This window comes from Nonomuraea sp. NPDC050478, assembly GCF_044458265.1.
Taxonomy (GTDB): Bacteria; Actinomycetota; Actinomycetes; order Streptosporangiales; family Streptosporangiaceae; genus Nonomuraea; species Nonomuraea ferruginea.
Window position 1 is genome coordinate 774,994 of the sequence record NZ_JBITHT010000003.1, and the last position, 16,257, is coordinate 791,250.

The window sequence follows — 16,257 nt, forward strand, 5'->3', positions numbered from 1 at the left end:
GAAGGCTCTTCTACGAAGGACTGACGACCTGCGAGCTGCGCTTGGCGACCGCCTCGGTGATCTGGCGGGCGAGGTCCTGGCCGTTGAGTCCGATCCGGCCGAGGATGACGGCCCGCTTGGCGTGGTCGAGGAAGCGCTGCGGGATGCCGAAGTTGCGCACGGGCACGTCGACGTCGGCGTCGCGCAGCAGCCGCGAGACCGCGTCGCCCACGCCGCCGACCCGGCCGTTGTCCTCGACGACGGCGACGAGCCGGCGTCCGGCCGCCGCGCCGATCAGGGCCTCGTCGAGCGGCTTGACCCAGCGCGGGTCGACCACCGTGGCGCTGATGCCCTGCGCGTCGAGCAGGGTGGCGGCCTCCAGGCAGACGTGCGCCATCGGGCCCACGCCGACCAGTAGCACGTCGGGGTCGGAGGTGTCGGGGTCGCGCAGGACGTCCATGCCGCCGAGCTTGCGTACGGGCTCGATCGCCTCGGCGACGGGGCCCTTGGGGAAGCGCAGCACGGTCGGCCCGTCGGTGACGGCCACCGCCTCGCGCAGCAGCTCGGTCAGCCGCTCGCCGTCGCGCGGGACGGCGAGCCGCAGGCCGGGCACGACCTGGAGGATGGAGAGGTCCCACATGCCGTTGTGGCTGGCGCCGTCGTCGCCGGTCACGCCGGCCCGGTCGAGCGCCACGGTGACGGGCAGCCGGTGCAGGGCGACGTCCATGAGGAGCTGGTCGAAGGCCCGGTTGAGGAAGGTGGCGTAGACGGCCACGACCGGGTGGAGGCCGCCCATGGCCAGACCGGCGGCGCTGGTCAGGGCGTGCTGCTCGGCGATGCCGACGTCGTAGGTGCGGTCGGGGAAGGCGTCGGCGAAGCGCGCCAGGCCGGTCGGGTGGAGCATCGCGGCGGTGATCGCGACCACGTCCTCGCGCTCCTTGCCGAGCCGGACCAGCTCGTCGCTGAACACGTCGGTCCAGATGCGGCCCTTGGGCTTCTCGGCGCCGGTGGCGCGGTCGAAGGCGCCCGGCGAGTGGAACTGGTCCTCGTCGTGGTTCTCCGCCGGGCTGTAGCCGCGGCCCTTCTGGGTGAGCGCGTGCACGATGACCGGGCCGCGGAAGCCGCGGGCCCGGCGCAGCGCCGCCTCCATGGCCTGCTCGTCGTGGCCGTCGATGGGGCCGACGTACTTGAGGCCGAGGTCCTCGAACATGACCTGCGGGGCGATGGCGTCCTTGACGCCCTTCTTGAGGCCGTGGAGCGCGTCGTAGAGCACGGGAACGTTCCCGAGCTTCTCTTTCACGAACTCCAGCGCGTCCTCGTAGCGGCGGTCGACGCGCAGCGACGACAGATGGGAGGCGAGGCCGCCGATGGTCGGCGAGTAGGAGCGCCCGTTGTCGTTGACCACGATGACGACCGGCAGGTCCTTGACGGCGGCGATGTTGTTGAGCGCCTCCCAGGCCATGCCGCCGGTGAGCGCGCCGTCGCCGATCACCGCGACGGCGGTGCGGTCGCGCTCGCCGCGCAGCTTGAACGCCTTGGCCAGGCCGTCGGCGTAGGACAGGGCGGTGGAGGCGTGGGAGTTCTCCACGAAGTCGTGCTCGGACTCGGCCTGGCTGGGGTAGCCCGACAGGCCGCCCTCCTGCTTGAGCGCGCCGAAGCCGGCCACCCGGCCGGTGAGCAGCTTGTGCACGTACGCCTGATGACCGGTGTCCCAGATGACCGGGTCGCGCGGCGAGTCGAAGACGCGGTGGATCGCGATGGTGAGTTCCACCACACCGAGGTTGGGGCCGAGGTGGCCGCCGAAGCGCGCGCACGAGTCGACGAGCAGGTCGCGAATCTCACCCGCCAGCAGCGGCAGGTCTCCCGCCGCGAGCCGTTTGACGTCGTGCGGTCCCTTGATCGAGCCCAGCAACCCGCTCACGGATCCGGCTCCCCTCTGCTCTTGTTCGCCGACTGGGACGAGTCTAGTTCGCCGATGCCGCACTAGACCCATCGACTTAAATCCACCCACATTTGTCAGCTCTTGACCTAGTCTTTGGCACATTATGAACACTCTCCCCATGAAGAAACTGGCGTCACTCACGGCGGCCGGCGTGGTCATCACGCTGGCCGGCACGGGGACGGCGGTCGCACAGACGCACAGCGCACAGGCCGGGGTCCAGCAGGTCACGAGCCGGCCCGCGGCGGCGCAGCAGGCCGCGGCCCTGCAGGCTGCTCCGAAGTCCGCGGCGACGAACAGCCGGCTCTACCGGACCGGCCGCCTGGCCGCCACCAACTGCTCGCCGGGCGAGATCCGGCGGGGCAGCACGGCCGCGTACAAGCGCTTCCTCCAGCGGATGACGAACTGCCTGAACAAGGCGTGGGCCACCCAGTTCCGCAAGGCGAACCTGCGCTTCAGCAAGCCGAGGCTGCGCATCGTCACCAGGAAGGTCAACAACGCCTGCGGGCGCTGGGTCTCGGGCGCCGCCGGCGTGTACTGCAGCGCCGACCGCACCATGTACATGCTGATCACCAAGCGCGAGCTGCGCGACCCGTTCGCGGTCGGCATCGCCCGGCTGATGGCCCACGAGTACGGCCACCACGTCCAGCAGCTGGCCGGCATCTCGAACTATTACTTCCAGGCCAGGCAGCGGGCCGGCCGCTCGGCCCAGCTGCAGCTGTCGCGCCGCCACGAGCTCCAGGCCGAGTGCTTCTCCGCGGTCTTCATGCGGACGATCGCCCACTCGCTGCCGGTTCCCCAGGAGCACTGGGACCACACCGTGAACTGGTTCCGCGAGAACGGCCACAAGGGCTGGGCGCAGAACGACCACGGCAAGGGCCGGAGCCAGGCGGCCTGGATGGAGCGGGGCTACAACTCTGCGCAGCCGGGCTCCTGCAACACCTGGAAGGCGTCCTCCAGGGCGGTCGCCTGACGTCGTGACACACGGCCGCGTCACGGGGCGCGGCCGTGCCTTCCGCGGCCGAATGCCAAGGTTGCGTAAACAAAACACCATGAACTGGTCTAAGATCCGCGATCGTGCGTATTCCCCTTATCGCAGTGGCGTCCTGCATGATCGCGGGTCTGGGCCTCACGGGTACGGCGAGCAGCGCGGCGGCCGCGAGCACCACCGCGACCGCCGCGCTGCCGGCCGTCCTCACCAAGAACAAGATCTACCGGTCGGGCACCGCGGCCCCCATGTCCTGCGCCACCTCCGAGGTCAGGCCGGGCAGCGCCGCCTCGGTGAAGAGGTTCCAGCAGGAGCTGGCCCGGTGCGCCAACCGCTTCTGGGCCACCCGGTTCAAGGCCGCGGGCCTGCGCTACAGCCCGCCCAAGCTACAGATCACGACCGGAAGCCGCTCGGTCTGCGGGAAGATCACCACCAACGGCGCGCAGTACTGCCCGCAGCAGCGCACCGTCGCGATCCGGATCATGAAGCGTGACCTGCGCGACCAGATCAAGCTGAACCTCGCGCACTCGGTCGCGCACGAGTGGGGCCACCACGTACAGGAGCTCACCGGCATCCTGGACGCGCAGAACACGCTCTACTGGCGCTCCGGCAAGACCCGGCGCGCGGCGCTGAGCCGCCGGCTGGAGATGCAGGCCGAGTGCTTCGCCGGTGTCTTCTACCGGTCCACGCTCGACACGCTCAACTCCGACATCACCTGGGCGCAGTGGATCGACGGGGTGAAGCGGAGCCGCGAGAGCGAGATCCACGGCAAGCCGCGCAACCTCGCCTACTGGCAGGACCGCGGCTACGACGTCGGCTCGGCCGGCGCCTGCAACACCTGGACGGCGCCGAACGCGCGGGTCGCCTAGCCGCCCGCCCTGGCCAGCACCTCCAGCGGGTCCGCGAGGACGTGGGCGAAGGCCAGCTCGGCCGCGCCCACCAGCGTCGCGTCGTCGGCCAGTGCCGAGGTGCGCAGCCGCAACCGTTCGCGCTGGGGTGTCATGGCGTGCAGGGTCAGCTGGCTGCGCACCCGCGCAGCCGAGCCGAGGTAGATCTCCCTCAGCATGCCGCCGAAGATGACCATCTCCGGGTTGAAGATGTTGATCAGGTTGGCGACGCCCAGGCCGAGCCAGTCGCCGACCCGCTTGAGCGCCTCCTGGGCCACGATGTCGCCCCGGTCGGCGGCGTCGACGACGGCGCGCACCGCCTCCCGGCCGTGCTTGCCCTGCTGGGCGTCCCCGTTCTGGTCCGCCTTGGCCCGGCCCGCCGCCTCCAGCAGCGCCCGCTCCCCCACCTCGGCCTCCAGGCAGCCGTGCGAGCCGCAGCCGCACGCCCGGCCGCCGGGGTTAACGACCATGTGGCCGACCTCGCCGCCGTAGCCGTCGTGGCCGCCCAGCAGGTGGCCGCCCGCGATGATGCCGCCGCCGATGCCGACGTCGCCGTGCAGGTAGATGAGGTCCTTGACGGACACGCCCAGGCCGCGGCTGTGCTCGGCCAGCGCGCCCAGGTTGGCGTCGTTGCCCACGCTCACCGGCAGGCCGAGGCCGAGCCTGCGGCCCAGTTCCTCACCGAACGGCACCTCCTGATGGGGTTTCATCAGGTTGGGGCCGAAGGTGATGACGCCGTCGCCCTTGCGCACCCCGCCGGCCACGGCCGCGGCGGCGCCCACGCACACGGTGTCGGGCCTGGTCTTGCGTCGCATCTGCCGGGCGAACCCGGCCAGCGCGCCGACCAGCTCCGGCAGCTCGAACGGGCCGCGCCGGCGTGGCAGCTCCCGCCGGTCGAGGATCACCCCGCCCAACCCGACACGGGCGGCCACGAGCCGGTCGGGCCCCACGTCGAACGCGAACACGTACACCCGCGACGACTCGGGACGGACCACCAGGGAGGGCCGCCCGGCGCGGCCGGTCTCGCGCGGCAGCTCCTCGCGCACCAGCCCGGCCGCCGTCAGGTCGGAGGTGAGCGCCATGATGGTGCTGCGGTTGAGCCCCATCCTGGAGGTGAGCTCGGCGCGCGAGATCGGCCCGCCCAGATGGACATGACGCAGCAGCGCGCCGAGGTTGTGGCGCCTGATGTCCTCCTGGGACGGACCGGCACGCATAGGCTGTGGTTCCTTCAACGGGTGGAAGTCGCTGATCACCTTAGACCAGCGGCGGAGGCCCGTTTGCGCGCGATGGCGTCCACGCCCGCGGCGAGCAGCAGCACCGATCCGGTGACCAGATACTTCACACTCGCTCCGTACCCCATCAGGCCCATCCCGTTCTCGATGACCGCCACCACGGCGCCGCCGAGTATGGCGTCGAGCACCCTGCCCTTGCCGCCGAACAGGCTGGTGCCGCCGATGACGGCGGCGCCCACCGCGTAGAGCAGCACCGAGCTGCCGCCGGTGTTCGGGTCGACGGAGCTGGCCCGCGAGGCGGCGATGATGCCGCCGACCGCGGCCATCGAGGAGCAGATGACGAACGCGGCGACCTTGATCCGGTCCACCGGGATGCCGGCCCTGCGGGCCGCCTCCGGGTTCCCGCCGACCGCGTAGATGTGCCGGCCGAACGCGGTACGGTGCAGCACGAACGTCCACAGCACCAGCAGCGCCAGGATGATCGGCACCACGATCGGCACACCGGTCAGCGAGGTGAGCAGCGGGTTGCGGCTGCGCTCCAGGTTGAGCACGTACACCGCGAGGCCGCCGATGACCACGAGCGCCCCCACCCGGGCGGCGATCAGCGACATCGGGTCGGCCACCAGGCCGCGCGCGGTGCGCTTCCTGGCCCGGAGGAGCTGGATGCCCGCGTAGACCGCCACGCAGACCGCGAACAGGGCCCAGCCGAGCCACGGCGGCAGGTTCCTGGTGGCGATCGCGACGATCACGTCGTCCCTGATCGAGATGTTCGTGCCTTCCCTGACCAGCACCAGCACCAGGCCCTGGAAGGCGAGGAACGCGGCCAGCGTGACGACGAACGACGGGATGCCCACCTTGGCGACCAGGCCGCCGAGCGTGACGCCGATGACCACGCCGGTGACGATCGCGGCCAGCACGCAGACGTACCAGGGCAGGCCCAGGCTGGTGAGCGTCACCGCGAGCACCGCCGCGCAGACGCCGCTGGCGAACCCGGCCGACAGGTCGATCTCGCCGACGAGCAGCACGAACACCAGGCCCATCGCGATGACCGTGATCGCGGCGCCCTGGGTGAACAGGTTGGCGAAGTTGATCGCCGTGAGGAAGGCCGGCCGGGCGACGGCGAACACCGTGCAGAGCACGATCAGCCCGAGCACCGCGGGCAGCGCGCCCATGTCCCCGCCGCGCACCCGCTCGGCGTAGGCGCGGACGCTGAGGCCGATCGACGGCGACGTCTTCGCGGCGGCGATCGCGTCGCCGGGCAGTTCTTTGACCTTGTTCATTGCGTGATCCCCAGGTCTCCGCTGCGGCCGGATGTGATCAGTTCGACGACCTGCGCGTGAGTCACGTCGGCGGTGCGGACCTGGGCGGCCATCCTGCCGAGGTAGAGGGCCGCGATCCTGTCGGACACCGCGAACACGTCGTTCATGTTGTGCGAGATGAGCACGACGGCCAGGCCCTTGTCGGCCAGCCTGCGCACCAGTTCGAGCACCTGCGCGGTCTGGGCGACGCCCAGCGCGGCGGTGGGCTCGTCGAGGATGACGACCTTGCTGTTCCACAGCACGGCCTTGGCGATGGCGACGGTCTGGCGCTGGCCGCCGGACAGGCTGGAGACCTGCTGCCTGATCGACTTGACCGTGCGGACCGACAGGCCGGTGAGCGTCTCCTGGGCCTGTTCCTCCATCGCGGCCTCGTCCAGCATGATGCCCCGGCGGCGTTCGCGGCCGAGGAACATGTTCTGGACGATGTCGAGGTTGTCGCAGAGCGCCAGGTCCTGGTAGACGATCTCGATGCCGAGCGCCGCCGCGTCGCGCGGGCCGTGCACGTGCACCGGCTTGCCGTCGAACAGGATCTCACCCGAGTCGATCGGGTAGATGCCGCCGATGCACTTGACCAGCGTCGACTTGCCGGCGCCGTTGTCGCCGACCAGTGCGGTCACCTCTCCGGCGTTGGCCGAGAACGCCACGTCGTGCAGGACTTGCACGGGACCGAAGCTTTTGTCGATCCCGCGGACTTCGAGCAGGGGGGTCATGGGGCTCCCTCACGAGGGGCACGGCCCGCGCCCCTGAGCGCGAGCCGTGCCTTCTACCGGTTCTACGAGGTGCCTGGTTGTTACTGGATTCCCGCCTCGGTGCACTTGTCGGCGAAGTCGCCGGTGCACAGCTCTTCCTTGGTCACGTAACCGTCGGCCACCACGTCCTTGACGTTCTCGGCGTAGATGGCCTGCGGGTCCAGCAGCTCGGCGGGGACGTCCTGGCCCGTCTCCGGGTCCTTGACGCTGCCGCTCGCGGCCGGCTTCTCGCCCTTGGCCAGCGCGACCGCGAGCTTGGCGGCGGCGTCGGCCTCCTTCTTGACGGCCTTGTAGACGGTCATGCACTGGTCGCCCGCGAGGATGTTCTGCAGGCCCTGCACGGTGGCGTCCTGGCCCGTGACCGGCACCTTGCCGTTGAGGTTGTTCTTCTTCAGCACGGTGATGGCTGCGTTGCCGAGGCCGTCGTTGGCGGAGAGCACGCCGGCGATCTTCGGCTCGCTGGTGAGCATCTGCTCGAAGAGGGTGCCGGCCTGCGTGTTGTCCCAGTCGGGCACGGACTGCTCGGGACCCTTGACGTACTCGCCGGAGTCGAACTTCGGCTTGAGCACGCCGTCGTAGCCCTGCTTGAACAGCGTCGCGTTGTTGTCGGTCGGCGAGCCGTTCAGGTAGGCCACGATGGGCTTCTCCGCGCCCTTGTCGGCCAGGCACTTCGACAGGCCCTCGCCCTGGAGCTGGCCCACCTTCTCGTTGTCGAAGCTGACGTAGTAGGCGGCGTTGCCGCCCAGCGTCAGGCGGTCGTAGTCGATGGTGGCCACGCCCTGCGACCTGGCCTTGTCGATCACGGTCTTGCCGGTGCCGCTGTCCAGGTTGACGATCATCAGGACCGTGGCGCCGTTCGTGATCATCTGGTCGGCGATGGTCTGGAACGCGGTCTTGTCGTTCTGCGCGTTCTGGATGTCGTACTCGACGCCGGCGGCCTCGAAGGCCTCCTGCAGGTACTTCCGGTCGGCCGTCTCCCATCGTGCGGACGACTTGCTGTCGGGCAGGATGACGCCGATCTTGCCTGCGGCCGGCTGTGAAGCCTCCGCCGAAGCCTCTGCCGAGGTCGTCGTGGAGGTCTGACCGCCGTCGCCCCCGCAGGCGGTGAGACCGAGAGTTAGTGCGGCCGCCGCGGCGGTCAGACTGAGGATCCCCTTGCGCATGGGTGCAGGGTCCTTTCTTCCGGAGGGGCCCGGATGAATGTTGTTTGCGGCAACGTATTCCGGTACGGCCTGCTTTGGAAGACCTCTCGGAGGGGGAGTTTGTTGTTTCCGGTAACAATCCAGAAACGCCAGGGACGCCGGATCGACACCTCGGCCCAGGTCGCCACCTGGTCGTGGGGGCACGGGCTCGGCGTCGGTCCAGCCCGAGGCGAGGACCACCTCCGTCCTGCCGCCATATCTGCCGATCCGGAGATTTCTTTCCCGCCTGCCCGATGTTTGGGTGGACCCTCTGGGGCACTGCGGCAGGTATGGCTACGATCGCATCCGAACTGCTCATCGAACGCCTGGCCGAATGGGGCGTCGACACGGTCTTCGGGATACCGGGCGACGGCATCAACGGCATCATGGAGGGCCTGCGGCGCCACTCCGACCGGGTCCGGTTCGTGCTCGTCCACCACGAGGAGGCCGCCGCGTTCATGGCGGCCGGGCACGCCAAGGCCACCGGCCGGATCGGCGTCTGCCTGGCCACCAGCGGCCCCGGCGGCATCCACCTGCTCAACGGCCTGTACGACGCCAAGCTGGACCACCAGCCGGTCCTGGCGATCACCGGGATGCAGGAGACGAGCGTGCTGGGCACCGGCTACCAGCAGGAGGTCCACCTGCAGCACCTGTTCGCCGACGTCGCCGAGTACAACCTCGTCGTCGACAACCCGGCCCAGCTGCCCGGCGTCGTGGACATCGCGATCAGGACCGCCTACGCCCGGCGCGGGGTCGCGCACCTGACCCTGCCGAACGACGTGCAGATCGCCGAGGCGGGCGCCGACCCCTACCCGCAGGTCGCGCCCGCGCGGCCGCCGGCCACCGCCCCGGTCTACCTGAGCCCGCCGGGCGTGCCCCGCGCCGAGGACCTGCAGGCCGCCGCCGACGTGCTCAACCGGGCCGAACGCCCGGCGATCCTGGCCGGGGCCGGAGCCCTGCGCGCCCGCGCCGAGGTGCTGGCCGTGGCCGAGACCCTCGGCGCACCGGTGATCAAGACGCTGCCCGGCAAGGCCGTCATCCCCGACGACTCGCCGTACGCGGTGGGCGGGATCGGCCTGCTCGGCACCCGTCCCGGCGAGGAGCTCGTCGAGGACTGCGACACCCTGTTCATGATCGGCACTAACTTCCCCTACACCAGGCACCTGCCGGAGCCGGGGGCGGCGCGGGTGGTCCAGCTGGAGGCGGACCCGGTCAGGGCGGGCGTGCGGCTGCCCACCGAGGTGCCGATGATCGGCGACGCCAAGGAGGGCCTGCGCGCCCTGCTGCCGCTGCTCAAGCACGCCGGCGACCGCGCTCACCTGGCCAGGTACACCGAGCTGATGAACGCCTGGCGCGCCGACATGCGGGCGCTGGAGTCGCCGCGGCGCTCGCCGATCGCGCCGCAGTACCTGATCAGTTGCGTCGACCGGGCCGCGACCGGCGACGCGATCCTCACCTGCGACTCCGGCACCATCGCCACCTGGGCCGCCAGGCACTGGACCATCCGCGGCGACCGCGGCTTCTACCTCTCGGGCAACCTGGCCACGATGGCTCCCGGGCTGCCGTACGCGATCGCGATGCAGCACGCGTTCCCCGGCCGGCAGGTGATCGCGTTCGTCGGCGACGGCGGCTTCGCGATGCTGATGGCCGAGTTCCTGACGGCGGTCCGGCACCGGCTGCCGATCAAGGTGGTCATCAACAACAACAACGCGCTCGGCCAGATCCTGTGGGAGCAGATGGTGCTCGGCTACCCCGAGCACGGCGTGCGCTTCGCCGAGCCGGTCGCCGACTTCTCGGCCTGGGCGCGCTCCTGCGGCGGGTTCGGCAGGAAGGTCACCGATCCGGGCGAACTGGACGAGACCGTCCGCGCGGCGCTCGCGCACGACGGACCGGCCCTGGTGGACGTCGACGTGGATCCCGACGAGCCGCCGATGCCGGGCAAGGTCTCCTACGAGCAGGCCAAGAAGTTCGCGGAGGCGTTCCTGCGCGGCCAGCCCCGCAGGGCGTCCATCGCCTCCACCCTGTTCAAGGACAAGATCTCGCAGCTGCGTTCCGGCTGAGCCTCAGCCGGACGACGGCAGGTCGATCAGGCAGAGGCCGGTCTCGGGGTCGTGGCGCTTGCGCAGCCAGACCGGCGACTCCCGCACGATGACCTCCAGCGTGGGCCAGACCGTGGCCTCCAGGAGGTGGCCGCCCCGGGTGGCGCCGTCGCGCAGGCCGACGACCGCGTGCGCGTGGATCTGCGGGCGCCCGTCGGCGACCGCGATGTCGCCGGTCAGGCTCAGGACCTCGACCTGCTCCCTGACGGGGATGCGGAGGTAGCCGCCGCGCTCCGGGTCGAAATAGCCGAGCGTGGCTCCGCTGAACGCGCCGATCGCGGTGAGCGAGGCCGCAGTGACCTCGTGCTCCTCCGCCCAGCGCTGCAGCTCGGCCATGGCCTCGTCGCCCTTGTCCATGATGATCGCGTGCACGCTCACGCCGTCGGAACTCGTCAGAACTCGTGACTTCATGCGGGAGCGCCTGCCCGGGCCCAGCGGGCCTACGCATGCGCCGGAAGAGCGCCGGGAGCGCCCGTCGAGGCACTCCCGGCGATCAGCGCTGGAGAAACGTTCACCAGTACGGGTTCTGGTACTTCACGCTCTCGCCCCACCTGATCTGACCGGTGGGCGGATAACGCAGGCCCACCGCGACTTTGATGGTGTAGAGGCGGGTCTTGTTGATGGTCTCGTCGACGAACTTCTTCGTCAGGTAACCGCAGGTCTCCCTGCGGAAGGTGCTGGCGCCGGGGAACCCGTCGTTGACGGTTACCGACACCATCGCGCACCAGCCGTCGACCTGCGTGTCGTGAACATGTCCTCTGAGGAACACCTCCCTCTGGGAGTGGAAGATGAGCCACGCGGAAAGGTGAGGCTCCGGCCCGGCGAAGTTCCCCGCGTAGTCCACCCCGTTGTGCGCGACCAGGTTGAAGTGGCGATGCTCCTCCGCACTGGACGGGGTCGCCGTGAAGAGCACGAGAGTGAGGGCGCCGAGCGCGGCTCCCGCGGTTGAACGCATCCGTCGCGACCAGGTCATCTGGCTTCGTCCTCCCGATTTCGTACAGTGATCCGCCCGGAGGCCTCCGGCTGGACCAGTGTGCGACGCGGGGGTTATCGCGACGCTTATGCGCGGGCTTTGCACGCTCGTGCCCGGCGGGTGCCGGGGAGTGCGGCTCAGTCGCCGGTATGGAGCTTCGCGCGGACTCGTCCGGCGCCGGGGTGGCCGAGCTCGTCCAGGATGGCCAGCGCGTCGCGCCAGGCCTGTCGCGCCGGCTCGTCGCCGCACAGGGCCGCGTACGCGTCACCGAGGTGAACGAGCGTCTCCGCCTCCGTCACGGGGTCCAGCCCCGTCCGCAGGAGAGCGAGGGCCCGGCGGTAACAGGTGACGGCCTCGTCGTGGCGGCCGAGACGGTGGTGGGCGTACCCGAGACTGTCCCAGGCCCCGCCCTGCGCCCGGGGGTCGCCGATCCGCTCGAACAGGGCGAGCGCCTGCCGGCAGCATCGCACGGCCCGGTCGCCTTCGCCGAGCTCGGCGTACAGCCGGCCCAGCCCGTCGAGCGCCTCGGCCTGCCCGAACAGTACGTCAGCGGCGCGGTACAGGTCGAGGGCGAGTCGCGTGTGACGGACGGCCTCGCCGAACTCGCCGCGCTGCCCGTGGATCCAGGCGAGCGTGTGGTGCGCCTCCGCCTGCCCCCGCTCGTCCGCGCGGTCCGCCGCGAGTTCCATGGCCCGCCCCGCATGGGTCCGGGCCTCGTCGTACCGGCCGAGGCTGCAGAGCGCGCACCCCAGGGCCAGGTGCGACAGAACCTGCTGGAGAACATCGCCCAGTCGCTCCGCCACGGCGAGAGCGACGCGCTGCGTCCCGGCGAGGTCGTCCCACTGAGCCTGCCAGTCAAGGTGGTTCTCAAGAGTCCAGGCGATCCGCCACGCCGCGGTGTCGAACCGCTCGGCCGCCGCCCGCCCGACGGCCGCGAGCAGAGCGGGACGCTCGTCCGAGAACCAGGTCCGCGCCTGCCGGTCGTCGGTGAGCTCGTCAACCGTGACCCCGTGGGCGGGATCGCCGAACTCGATCGCGCTGCGCGCCGGGTTGATCAGCAGCGCCGCCCGATGGCCCGTGTGCGCGTAGTGGTCGAGCACCCGGCGCAGCGCCTCGCGCGATCCGGCGCCGGTCTCCTGGTCCCGGACGAGTTCGCCGGCGTAGGCGCGGAGCAGGTCGTGGAAGCTGAAGCGGCCCGGACGGTGCTCGACGAGCAGCTGGGCGGCGGTGAGGGTGTTCAGCAGGGGCCGGACCTCGGCGACCGGCACGCCGGCGAGCCCGGCGGCCGCGGCGACGGAGACGTCCGGGCCCGGGTGCAGTGCCAGAAGCCGGAAGAGCCGGGCCGCGCCCGCCGGGAGCCTGGTGTAGGAGAGCGAGAAGACCGCTCTGAGGTCGGTGGCGGGATCGGTGCCCGCGAAGGCGTCGAGGGCGGCCGCGGCGTCGCACAGCTGCCCGGCCAGCGCCCGCAAGGGGAAGCCGGGCTGGACGGCGGCGCGGGCGGCCATCACCGCCAGCGCGAGAGGGAGCCGCGCGCAGCGGGAGACGATGGTGTCGACGGCCTGCGGCTCGGCGGCGACCCGATCGTGGCCGAGCCGGCGCGCGAGCAGCTCACGCGCCTCGGCACCGGTGAGCAGGCCGAGACTGACCGGCCGGGCGGCCTCGGTCGCGACGAGGCCGGCAAGACGGTCGCGGCTGGTGATCAAGGCGAGGCAACCCGGTGAGGCCGGGAGCAGGGGCCGTACCTGTTCCTCGTCCCGGGCATTGTCCAGCAGGACGAGCACGCGCTTGCCGGACAGCAGGCTGCGGTAGAGCCCTGCCTGGGCGTCGACGTCGGCGGGGATCCGCCGCGGTGAAACCCCGAGGGCATCGAGACATCGGCGCAGCGATTCGGCCGGCGTCAGCGCGTGACCGGCCGGGTCGAAGCCCCTCAGGTTCACGTACAGCTGACCGTCGGGAAAACGGCCGGCGACCCGGTGCGCCCAGTGCACCGCCAGCGCGGTCTTGCCGATGCCGGCCGTACCGGACACGGCCGAGATCACCACGGCCCGCGGGGCGGGGCTCTCGTCGTCGGGGAGCAGGCCGTCGAGCAGCTTGACCTGCTCGTCCCGGCCGACGAAGTCACCGGTGCCCGCCGGAAGCTGGCGCGGGACGACCGGCGTCTCCCTGAGCCCGTGCCCGCCGGACGGATCCGGTGGTGCCGGTGGGCTCGAAGCCGGCGGGACGTCCAGATCGGGTGCGCCGGCGAGCATCCGCCGGTGCAGCCGTCGCACGCTCGGGCATGGCTGGACCCCCAGCTCCTCGTCGAGGAGGCGGTACAGCCGCTGGTACTCCTCCAGAGCCTCGGCCTGGCGGCCGGACCTGTACAGCGCGAGCATGAGCCGTTCGCGTAACGACTCGCGCAGCGGATGTCCGGCCACCAGCGCCGTCAGCTCGCCGGCCAGCTCGGCGTGGCGGCCGAGCGCGAGATCGGCGTCGATCCTGTCGTGCAGGACGGCCAGTCGTCGCTCCTCAAGCCGTGGCCGCTCGAGGATGACCAGCGGGCCGGTCGTGTCGCCGCACGCCGGACCTCGCCACAGATCGAGCGCGGCGCCCAGGTCACGAGCGGCGTCGGACGGCCTGCCCTCGACGAGCGCGGCGCGGCCACGCTCGGCGAGGCGCTCGAAGGCCGCGACATCGCTCGCCGCCTCGTCCAGCCACAGGACGTAACCCGCCGAGCGACGCACGAGCGGGGACGCTCCGGTGGCGTCCTCTCCCAGCACCCGGCGCAGCTTGGACACCGCCTGCTGGACCTGGTTGGCGACCGTCGCGGGCACGGCGTCGCCCCACAGCGCCGCGATCAGCCGGTCGAGGGGTACGACGCGGTTGGCGTTGAGCGTCAGGAGCGCGAGCAGCGCACGGTGCTTCGCACCGCCGAGCGGCACCGTCGCCCCGTCCCTGCGGACCTCGACGGGTCCGAGAATGCGGATCTCCATGCTCCTGTTCTCCCCAACGTCGTCATACGTACCGAGCCGGTCGGCGGTTCCCGGTCAGGCGATGGCGAAGGAGATCCACCGATCTGGGGACGACGACGGTCGATCAGGATGAGGCCGGTCATGAGGCCACGCCTACCTGCTCTCATGATGTTCCCGATATCGACGGGGTACCGATATCACTATTGGACAGCTTGCCGGAACCTCTGGTCTGCTCGTTCCCGTACGAGATCGAGATCTGAATCAGGGGCTTTGACATGCAGCGCTACTTCCGGAGAACCCGAGCCAAGCTCGCATTCTCCTTCCTGACGTTGTCCGCAGTGCTCGCCGGAGGCGCCTGGGGACCGCAGGCCGCCGTCGCCGCGCCGGCCGGCCGCGAGGACGGCGTCCGCGCGGAGCTGCGCCGGCTCGAAGCCTCCTACCAGGGACGCATCGGCGCCTTCGCCATCGACACGGGCACCGGCAAGACCTTCGGCCACCGGGCCGGCGAGCGGTTCCCGAGCAACTCCACGTTCAAGGCCGTCCTGTGCGGCGCGATCCTGGACAAGGCCCGTACCAAGGACCCCGGCCTGATGAAGCGCGCCCTCCGCTGGACGAAGAAGGACGTCGTCGACCACTCCCCCGTATCCGGCCTTCCGGAGAACATCAGAAACGGGATGACCCCGGATCGGCTGTGCCACGCCACCATCACCCAGAGTGACAACACCGCCGCCAATGTGCTGCTCAAGCAGATCGGCGGGCCGGCGGGCATGACCCGCTACTACCGCTCGCTCGGCGACCGGGCCGGACGGCTCGACCGATGGGAGACCGAGCTGAACGACTGGAAGCCGGGCGAGAAGCGCGACACGATCACGCCCGCGTCGATGGCCCGCGACCTGAAGAAGATCACAGTCGGGGACGCCCTGGTGGCGGCCGACAGGAAGCGGCTGACCGACTGGATGCGGGCCACCGAGACCGGGAAGGAGCGCATCTTCGCCGGTCTGCCCAAGGGCTGGACGGCAGGCGACAAGACGGGCACGGGCGGCGTGTACGGGACCGCCAGTGACATCGCGATCGCCTGGCCGCCGTCGGGCGCCCCGGTGATCATCGCCGTCTACATCCAGCGCCCCTCCGCCGACGCCGAGGTGGACAACGGCGTCATCGCCAGGACCGCCTCTCTCCTGGTACGAGGGCTCGGCAAGGCCTCCTGACCCGCGTCCGGCGGGCTCACGCGCCCGCCAGGCTCTGGCCGACCAGGACGACGGCCGACACCGCCGCCACCACGAGGACGGCGATGCGGACCTTGCCGCCGTCGAGATAGCGGCGCAGCGGGCCCGAGACGAGGAAGCCGGCGATCATCGGCAGGACGAGCACCGCGCCCGCGCCCAGCGCGCGGGCGGGCAGGTGGCCGACCAGGGCCAGGATGACCAGAGACTGGGCGGCGCTCAGGAAGAAGAACATCGCCAGCGTCGCCCGGATCTCCGGCCCCTTGGCGGTCTGGTAGACGAGGGCGATGGGTGGCCCGCCGATGCCGGTGGCGGTGCCCGTGATGCCGGAGACGAAGCCCGCGGAGGTGATCGTGAACCCGTTCCGCGGCAGGCTCACCGCCCGCGCCGTGAGGATCACCGCGACGAGCACCATGGCGCCCACGAAGATGCCCAAGTGGTGGATCGAGATGTAGACCACGATGGCGGCGCCGATGACGCTGCCCGGCAACCGGCCGAGTACCGCGAAACCCAGCCCCCGCCAGTCCACGCGCCGCCACTCCACCGCCAGCGTGAACAGCGGCAACGTCATGTTCGTCACCTGGATCGCGCCCGGCATCAGCGAAGGGTCCAGCAGCGTCAGCACGGGAGCCGCCACCAGGCCCATCCCGAAGCCCACGCTCCCCTGGACCACCGCCCCCACGAAAACCGCCAAACTGCCGACCAGCAGCACTAACGTCAGATCATCCATGCGGACT

13 protein-coding genes are annotated in these 16,257 nt (G+C 70.9%); 4 read left to right on the top strand and 9 right to left on the bottom strand.

Going from position 1 to position 16,257, the window contains the following annotated elements:
• Positions 1–10: 10 nt before the first annotated feature.
• Complete coding sequence (gene dxs, locus ACIBF7_RS17945) at positions 11–1,891, bottom strand: 1-deoxy-D-xylulose-5-phosphate synthase (RefSeq protein ID WP_246639193.1); 1,881 nt, start codon at positions 1,889–1,891, stop codon at positions 11–13.
• Positions 1,892–2,039: 148 nt separating this feature from the next.
• Here dxs and ACIBF7_RS17950 point away from each other — a divergent pair, with 148 nt between their 5' ends.
• Both ACIBF7_RS17950 and ACIBF7_RS17955 read left to right on the top strand, forming a co-directional pair.
• On the top strand, positions 2,040–2,891 hold the full coding sequence (locus tag ACIBF7_RS17950; RefSeq protein WP_397197606.1) for a neutral zinc metallopeptidase: 852 nt from the start codon (positions 2,040–2,042) through the stop codon (positions 2,889–2,891).
• Between the two features lie 104 nt (positions 2,892–2,995).
• Positions 2,996–3,775 carry a neutral zinc metallopeptidase gene (locus ACIBF7_RS17955; RefSeq protein ID WP_397197607.1) on the top strand — a complete coding sequence of 260 codons (780 nt, stop codon included), beginning with the start codon at positions 2,996–2,998 and terminating at the stop codon, positions 3,773–3,775.
• On the opposite strand, the gene ACIBF7_RS17960 is transcribed toward ACIBF7_RS17955, so the two are convergent.
• From ACIBF7_RS17960 to ACIBF7_RS17975, 4 genes are all read right to left on the bottom strand, one after another.
• A complete protein-coding gene (locus ACIBF7_RS17960; protein ID WP_219543161.1) occupies positions 3,772–5,007 on the bottom strand; it encodes an ROK family transcriptional regulator in 1,236 nt (411 codons plus the stop codon). The genes ACIBF7_RS17955 and ACIBF7_RS17960 overlap by 4 nt on opposite strands.
• A 35-nt stretch (positions 5,008–5,042) precedes the next feature.
• Complete coding sequence (locus ACIBF7_RS17965; RefSeq protein WP_364229986.1) at positions 5,043–6,305, bottom strand: ABC transporter permease; 1,263 nt, start codon at positions 6,303–6,305, stop codon at positions 5,043–5,045.
• Positions 6,302–7,054, bottom strand: a complete 753-nt coding sequence (locus ACIBF7_RS17970; protein WP_148030340.1) for an ATP-binding cassette domain-containing protein — start codon at positions 7,052–7,054, stop codon at positions 6,302–6,304. Before ACIBF7_RS17970 ends, ACIBF7_RS17965 begins: the two co-directional genes overlap by 4 nt.
• An 80-nt stretch (positions 7,055–7,134) precedes the next feature.
• Complete coding sequence (locus tag ACIBF7_RS17975; protein ID WP_219543159.1) at positions 7,135–8,256, bottom strand: sugar ABC transporter substrate-binding protein; 1,122 nt, start codon at positions 8,254–8,256, stop codon at positions 7,135–7,137.
• Positions 8,257–8,564: 308 nt separating this feature from the next.
• Between ACIBF7_RS17975 and ACIBF7_RS17980 the strand changes: the two genes are divergently transcribed.
• The gene (locus tag ACIBF7_RS17980) at positions 8,565–10,334 is read left to right on the top strand and encodes a thiamine pyrophosphate-dependent enzyme (RefSeq protein WP_397197608.1); all 1,770 of its coding nucleotides are present in this window, start codon (positions 8,565–8,567) and stop codon (positions 10,332–10,334) included.
• Between the two features lie 3 nt (positions 10,335–10,337).
• Here ACIBF7_RS17980 and ACIBF7_RS17985 read toward each other — a convergent pair whose 3' ends face one another.
• The 3 genes from ACIBF7_RS17985 to ACIBF7_RS17995 all read right to left on the bottom strand — a co-directional run bounded on the left by ACIBF7_RS17985 (position 10,338) and on the right by ACIBF7_RS17995 (position 14,318).
• Entirely contained in the window at positions 10,338–10,784 is a 447-nt protein-coding gene (locus ACIBF7_RS17985; protein WP_148030337.1) for a PPC domain-containing DNA-binding protein, read from the bottom strand.
• 100 nt (positions 10,785–10,884) lie between these two features.
• Positions 10,885–11,346, bottom strand: a complete 462-nt coding sequence (locus tag ACIBF7_RS17990) for a hypothetical protein (protein ID WP_397197609.1) — start codon at positions 11,344–11,346, stop codon at positions 10,885–10,887.
• Between the two features lie 137 nt (positions 11,347–11,483).
• The gene (locus ACIBF7_RS17995) at positions 11,484–14,318 is read right to left on the bottom strand and encodes a BTAD domain-containing putative transcriptional regulator (protein WP_397197610.1); all 2,835 of its coding nucleotides are present in this window, start codon (positions 14,316–14,318) and stop codon (positions 11,484–11,486) included.
• Positions 14,319–14,635: 317 nt separating this feature from the next.
• Between ACIBF7_RS17995 and bla the strand changes: the two genes are divergently transcribed.
• Positions 14,636–15,505, top strand: a complete 870-nt coding sequence (gene bla, locus ACIBF7_RS18000; RefSeq protein ID WP_397197808.1) for a class A beta-lactamase — start codon at positions 14,636–14,638, stop codon at positions 15,503–15,505.
• Positions 15,506–15,521: 16 nt separating this feature from the next.
• Here the strand turns inward: bla and ACIBF7_RS18005 are convergent, their stop codons facing one another.
• Positions 15,522–16,250, bottom strand: a complete 729-nt coding sequence (locus tag ACIBF7_RS18005) for a sulfite exporter TauE/SafE family protein (protein WP_148030333.1) — start codon at positions 16,248–16,250, stop codon at positions 15,522–15,524.
• Positions 16,251–16,257 lie beyond the last annotated feature (7 nt).

Coding starts and splice junctions, on each gene's coding strand:
- ACIBF7_RS17950 (WP_397197606.1), top strand. CDS start 2,040: ATGAAGAAACTGGCGTCACTCACGGCGGCCGGCGTGGTCATCACGCTG.
- ACIBF7_RS17960 (WP_219543161.1), bottom strand. CDS start 5,007: ATGCGTGCCGGTCCGTCCCAGGAGGACATCAGGCGCCACAACCTCGGC.
- ACIBF7_RS17965 (WP_364229986.1), bottom strand. CDS start 6,305: ATGAACAAGGTCAAAGAACTGCCCGGCGACGCGATCGCCGCCGCGAAG.
- ACIBF7_RS17970 (WP_148030340.1), bottom strand. CDS start 7,054: ATGACCCCCCTGCTCGAAGTCCGCGGGATCGACAAAAGCTTCGGTCCC.
- ACIBF7_RS17975 (WP_219543159.1), bottom strand. CDS start 8,256: ATGCGCAAGGGGATCCTCAGTCTGACCGCCGCGGCGGCCGCACTAACT.
- ACIBF7_RS17980 (WP_397197608.1), top strand. CDS start 8,565: ATGGCTACGATCGCATCCGAACTGCTCATCGAACGCCTGGCCGAATGG.
- ACIBF7_RS17985 (WP_148030337.1), bottom strand. CDS start 10,784: ATGAAGTCACGAGTTCTGACGAGTTCCGACGGCGTGAGCGTGCACGCG.
- ACIBF7_RS17990 (WP_397197609.1), bottom strand. CDS start 11,346: ATGACCTGGTCGCGACGGATGCGTTCAACCGCGGGAGCCGCGCTCGGC.
- ACIBF7_RS17995 (WP_397197610.1), bottom strand. CDS start 14,318: ATGGAGATCCGCATTCTCGGACCCGTCGAGGTCCGCAGGGACGGGGCG.
- ACIBF7_RS18005 (WP_148030333.1), bottom strand. CDS start 16,250: ATGGATGATCTGACGTTAGTGCTGCTGGTCGGCAGTTTGGCGGTTTTC.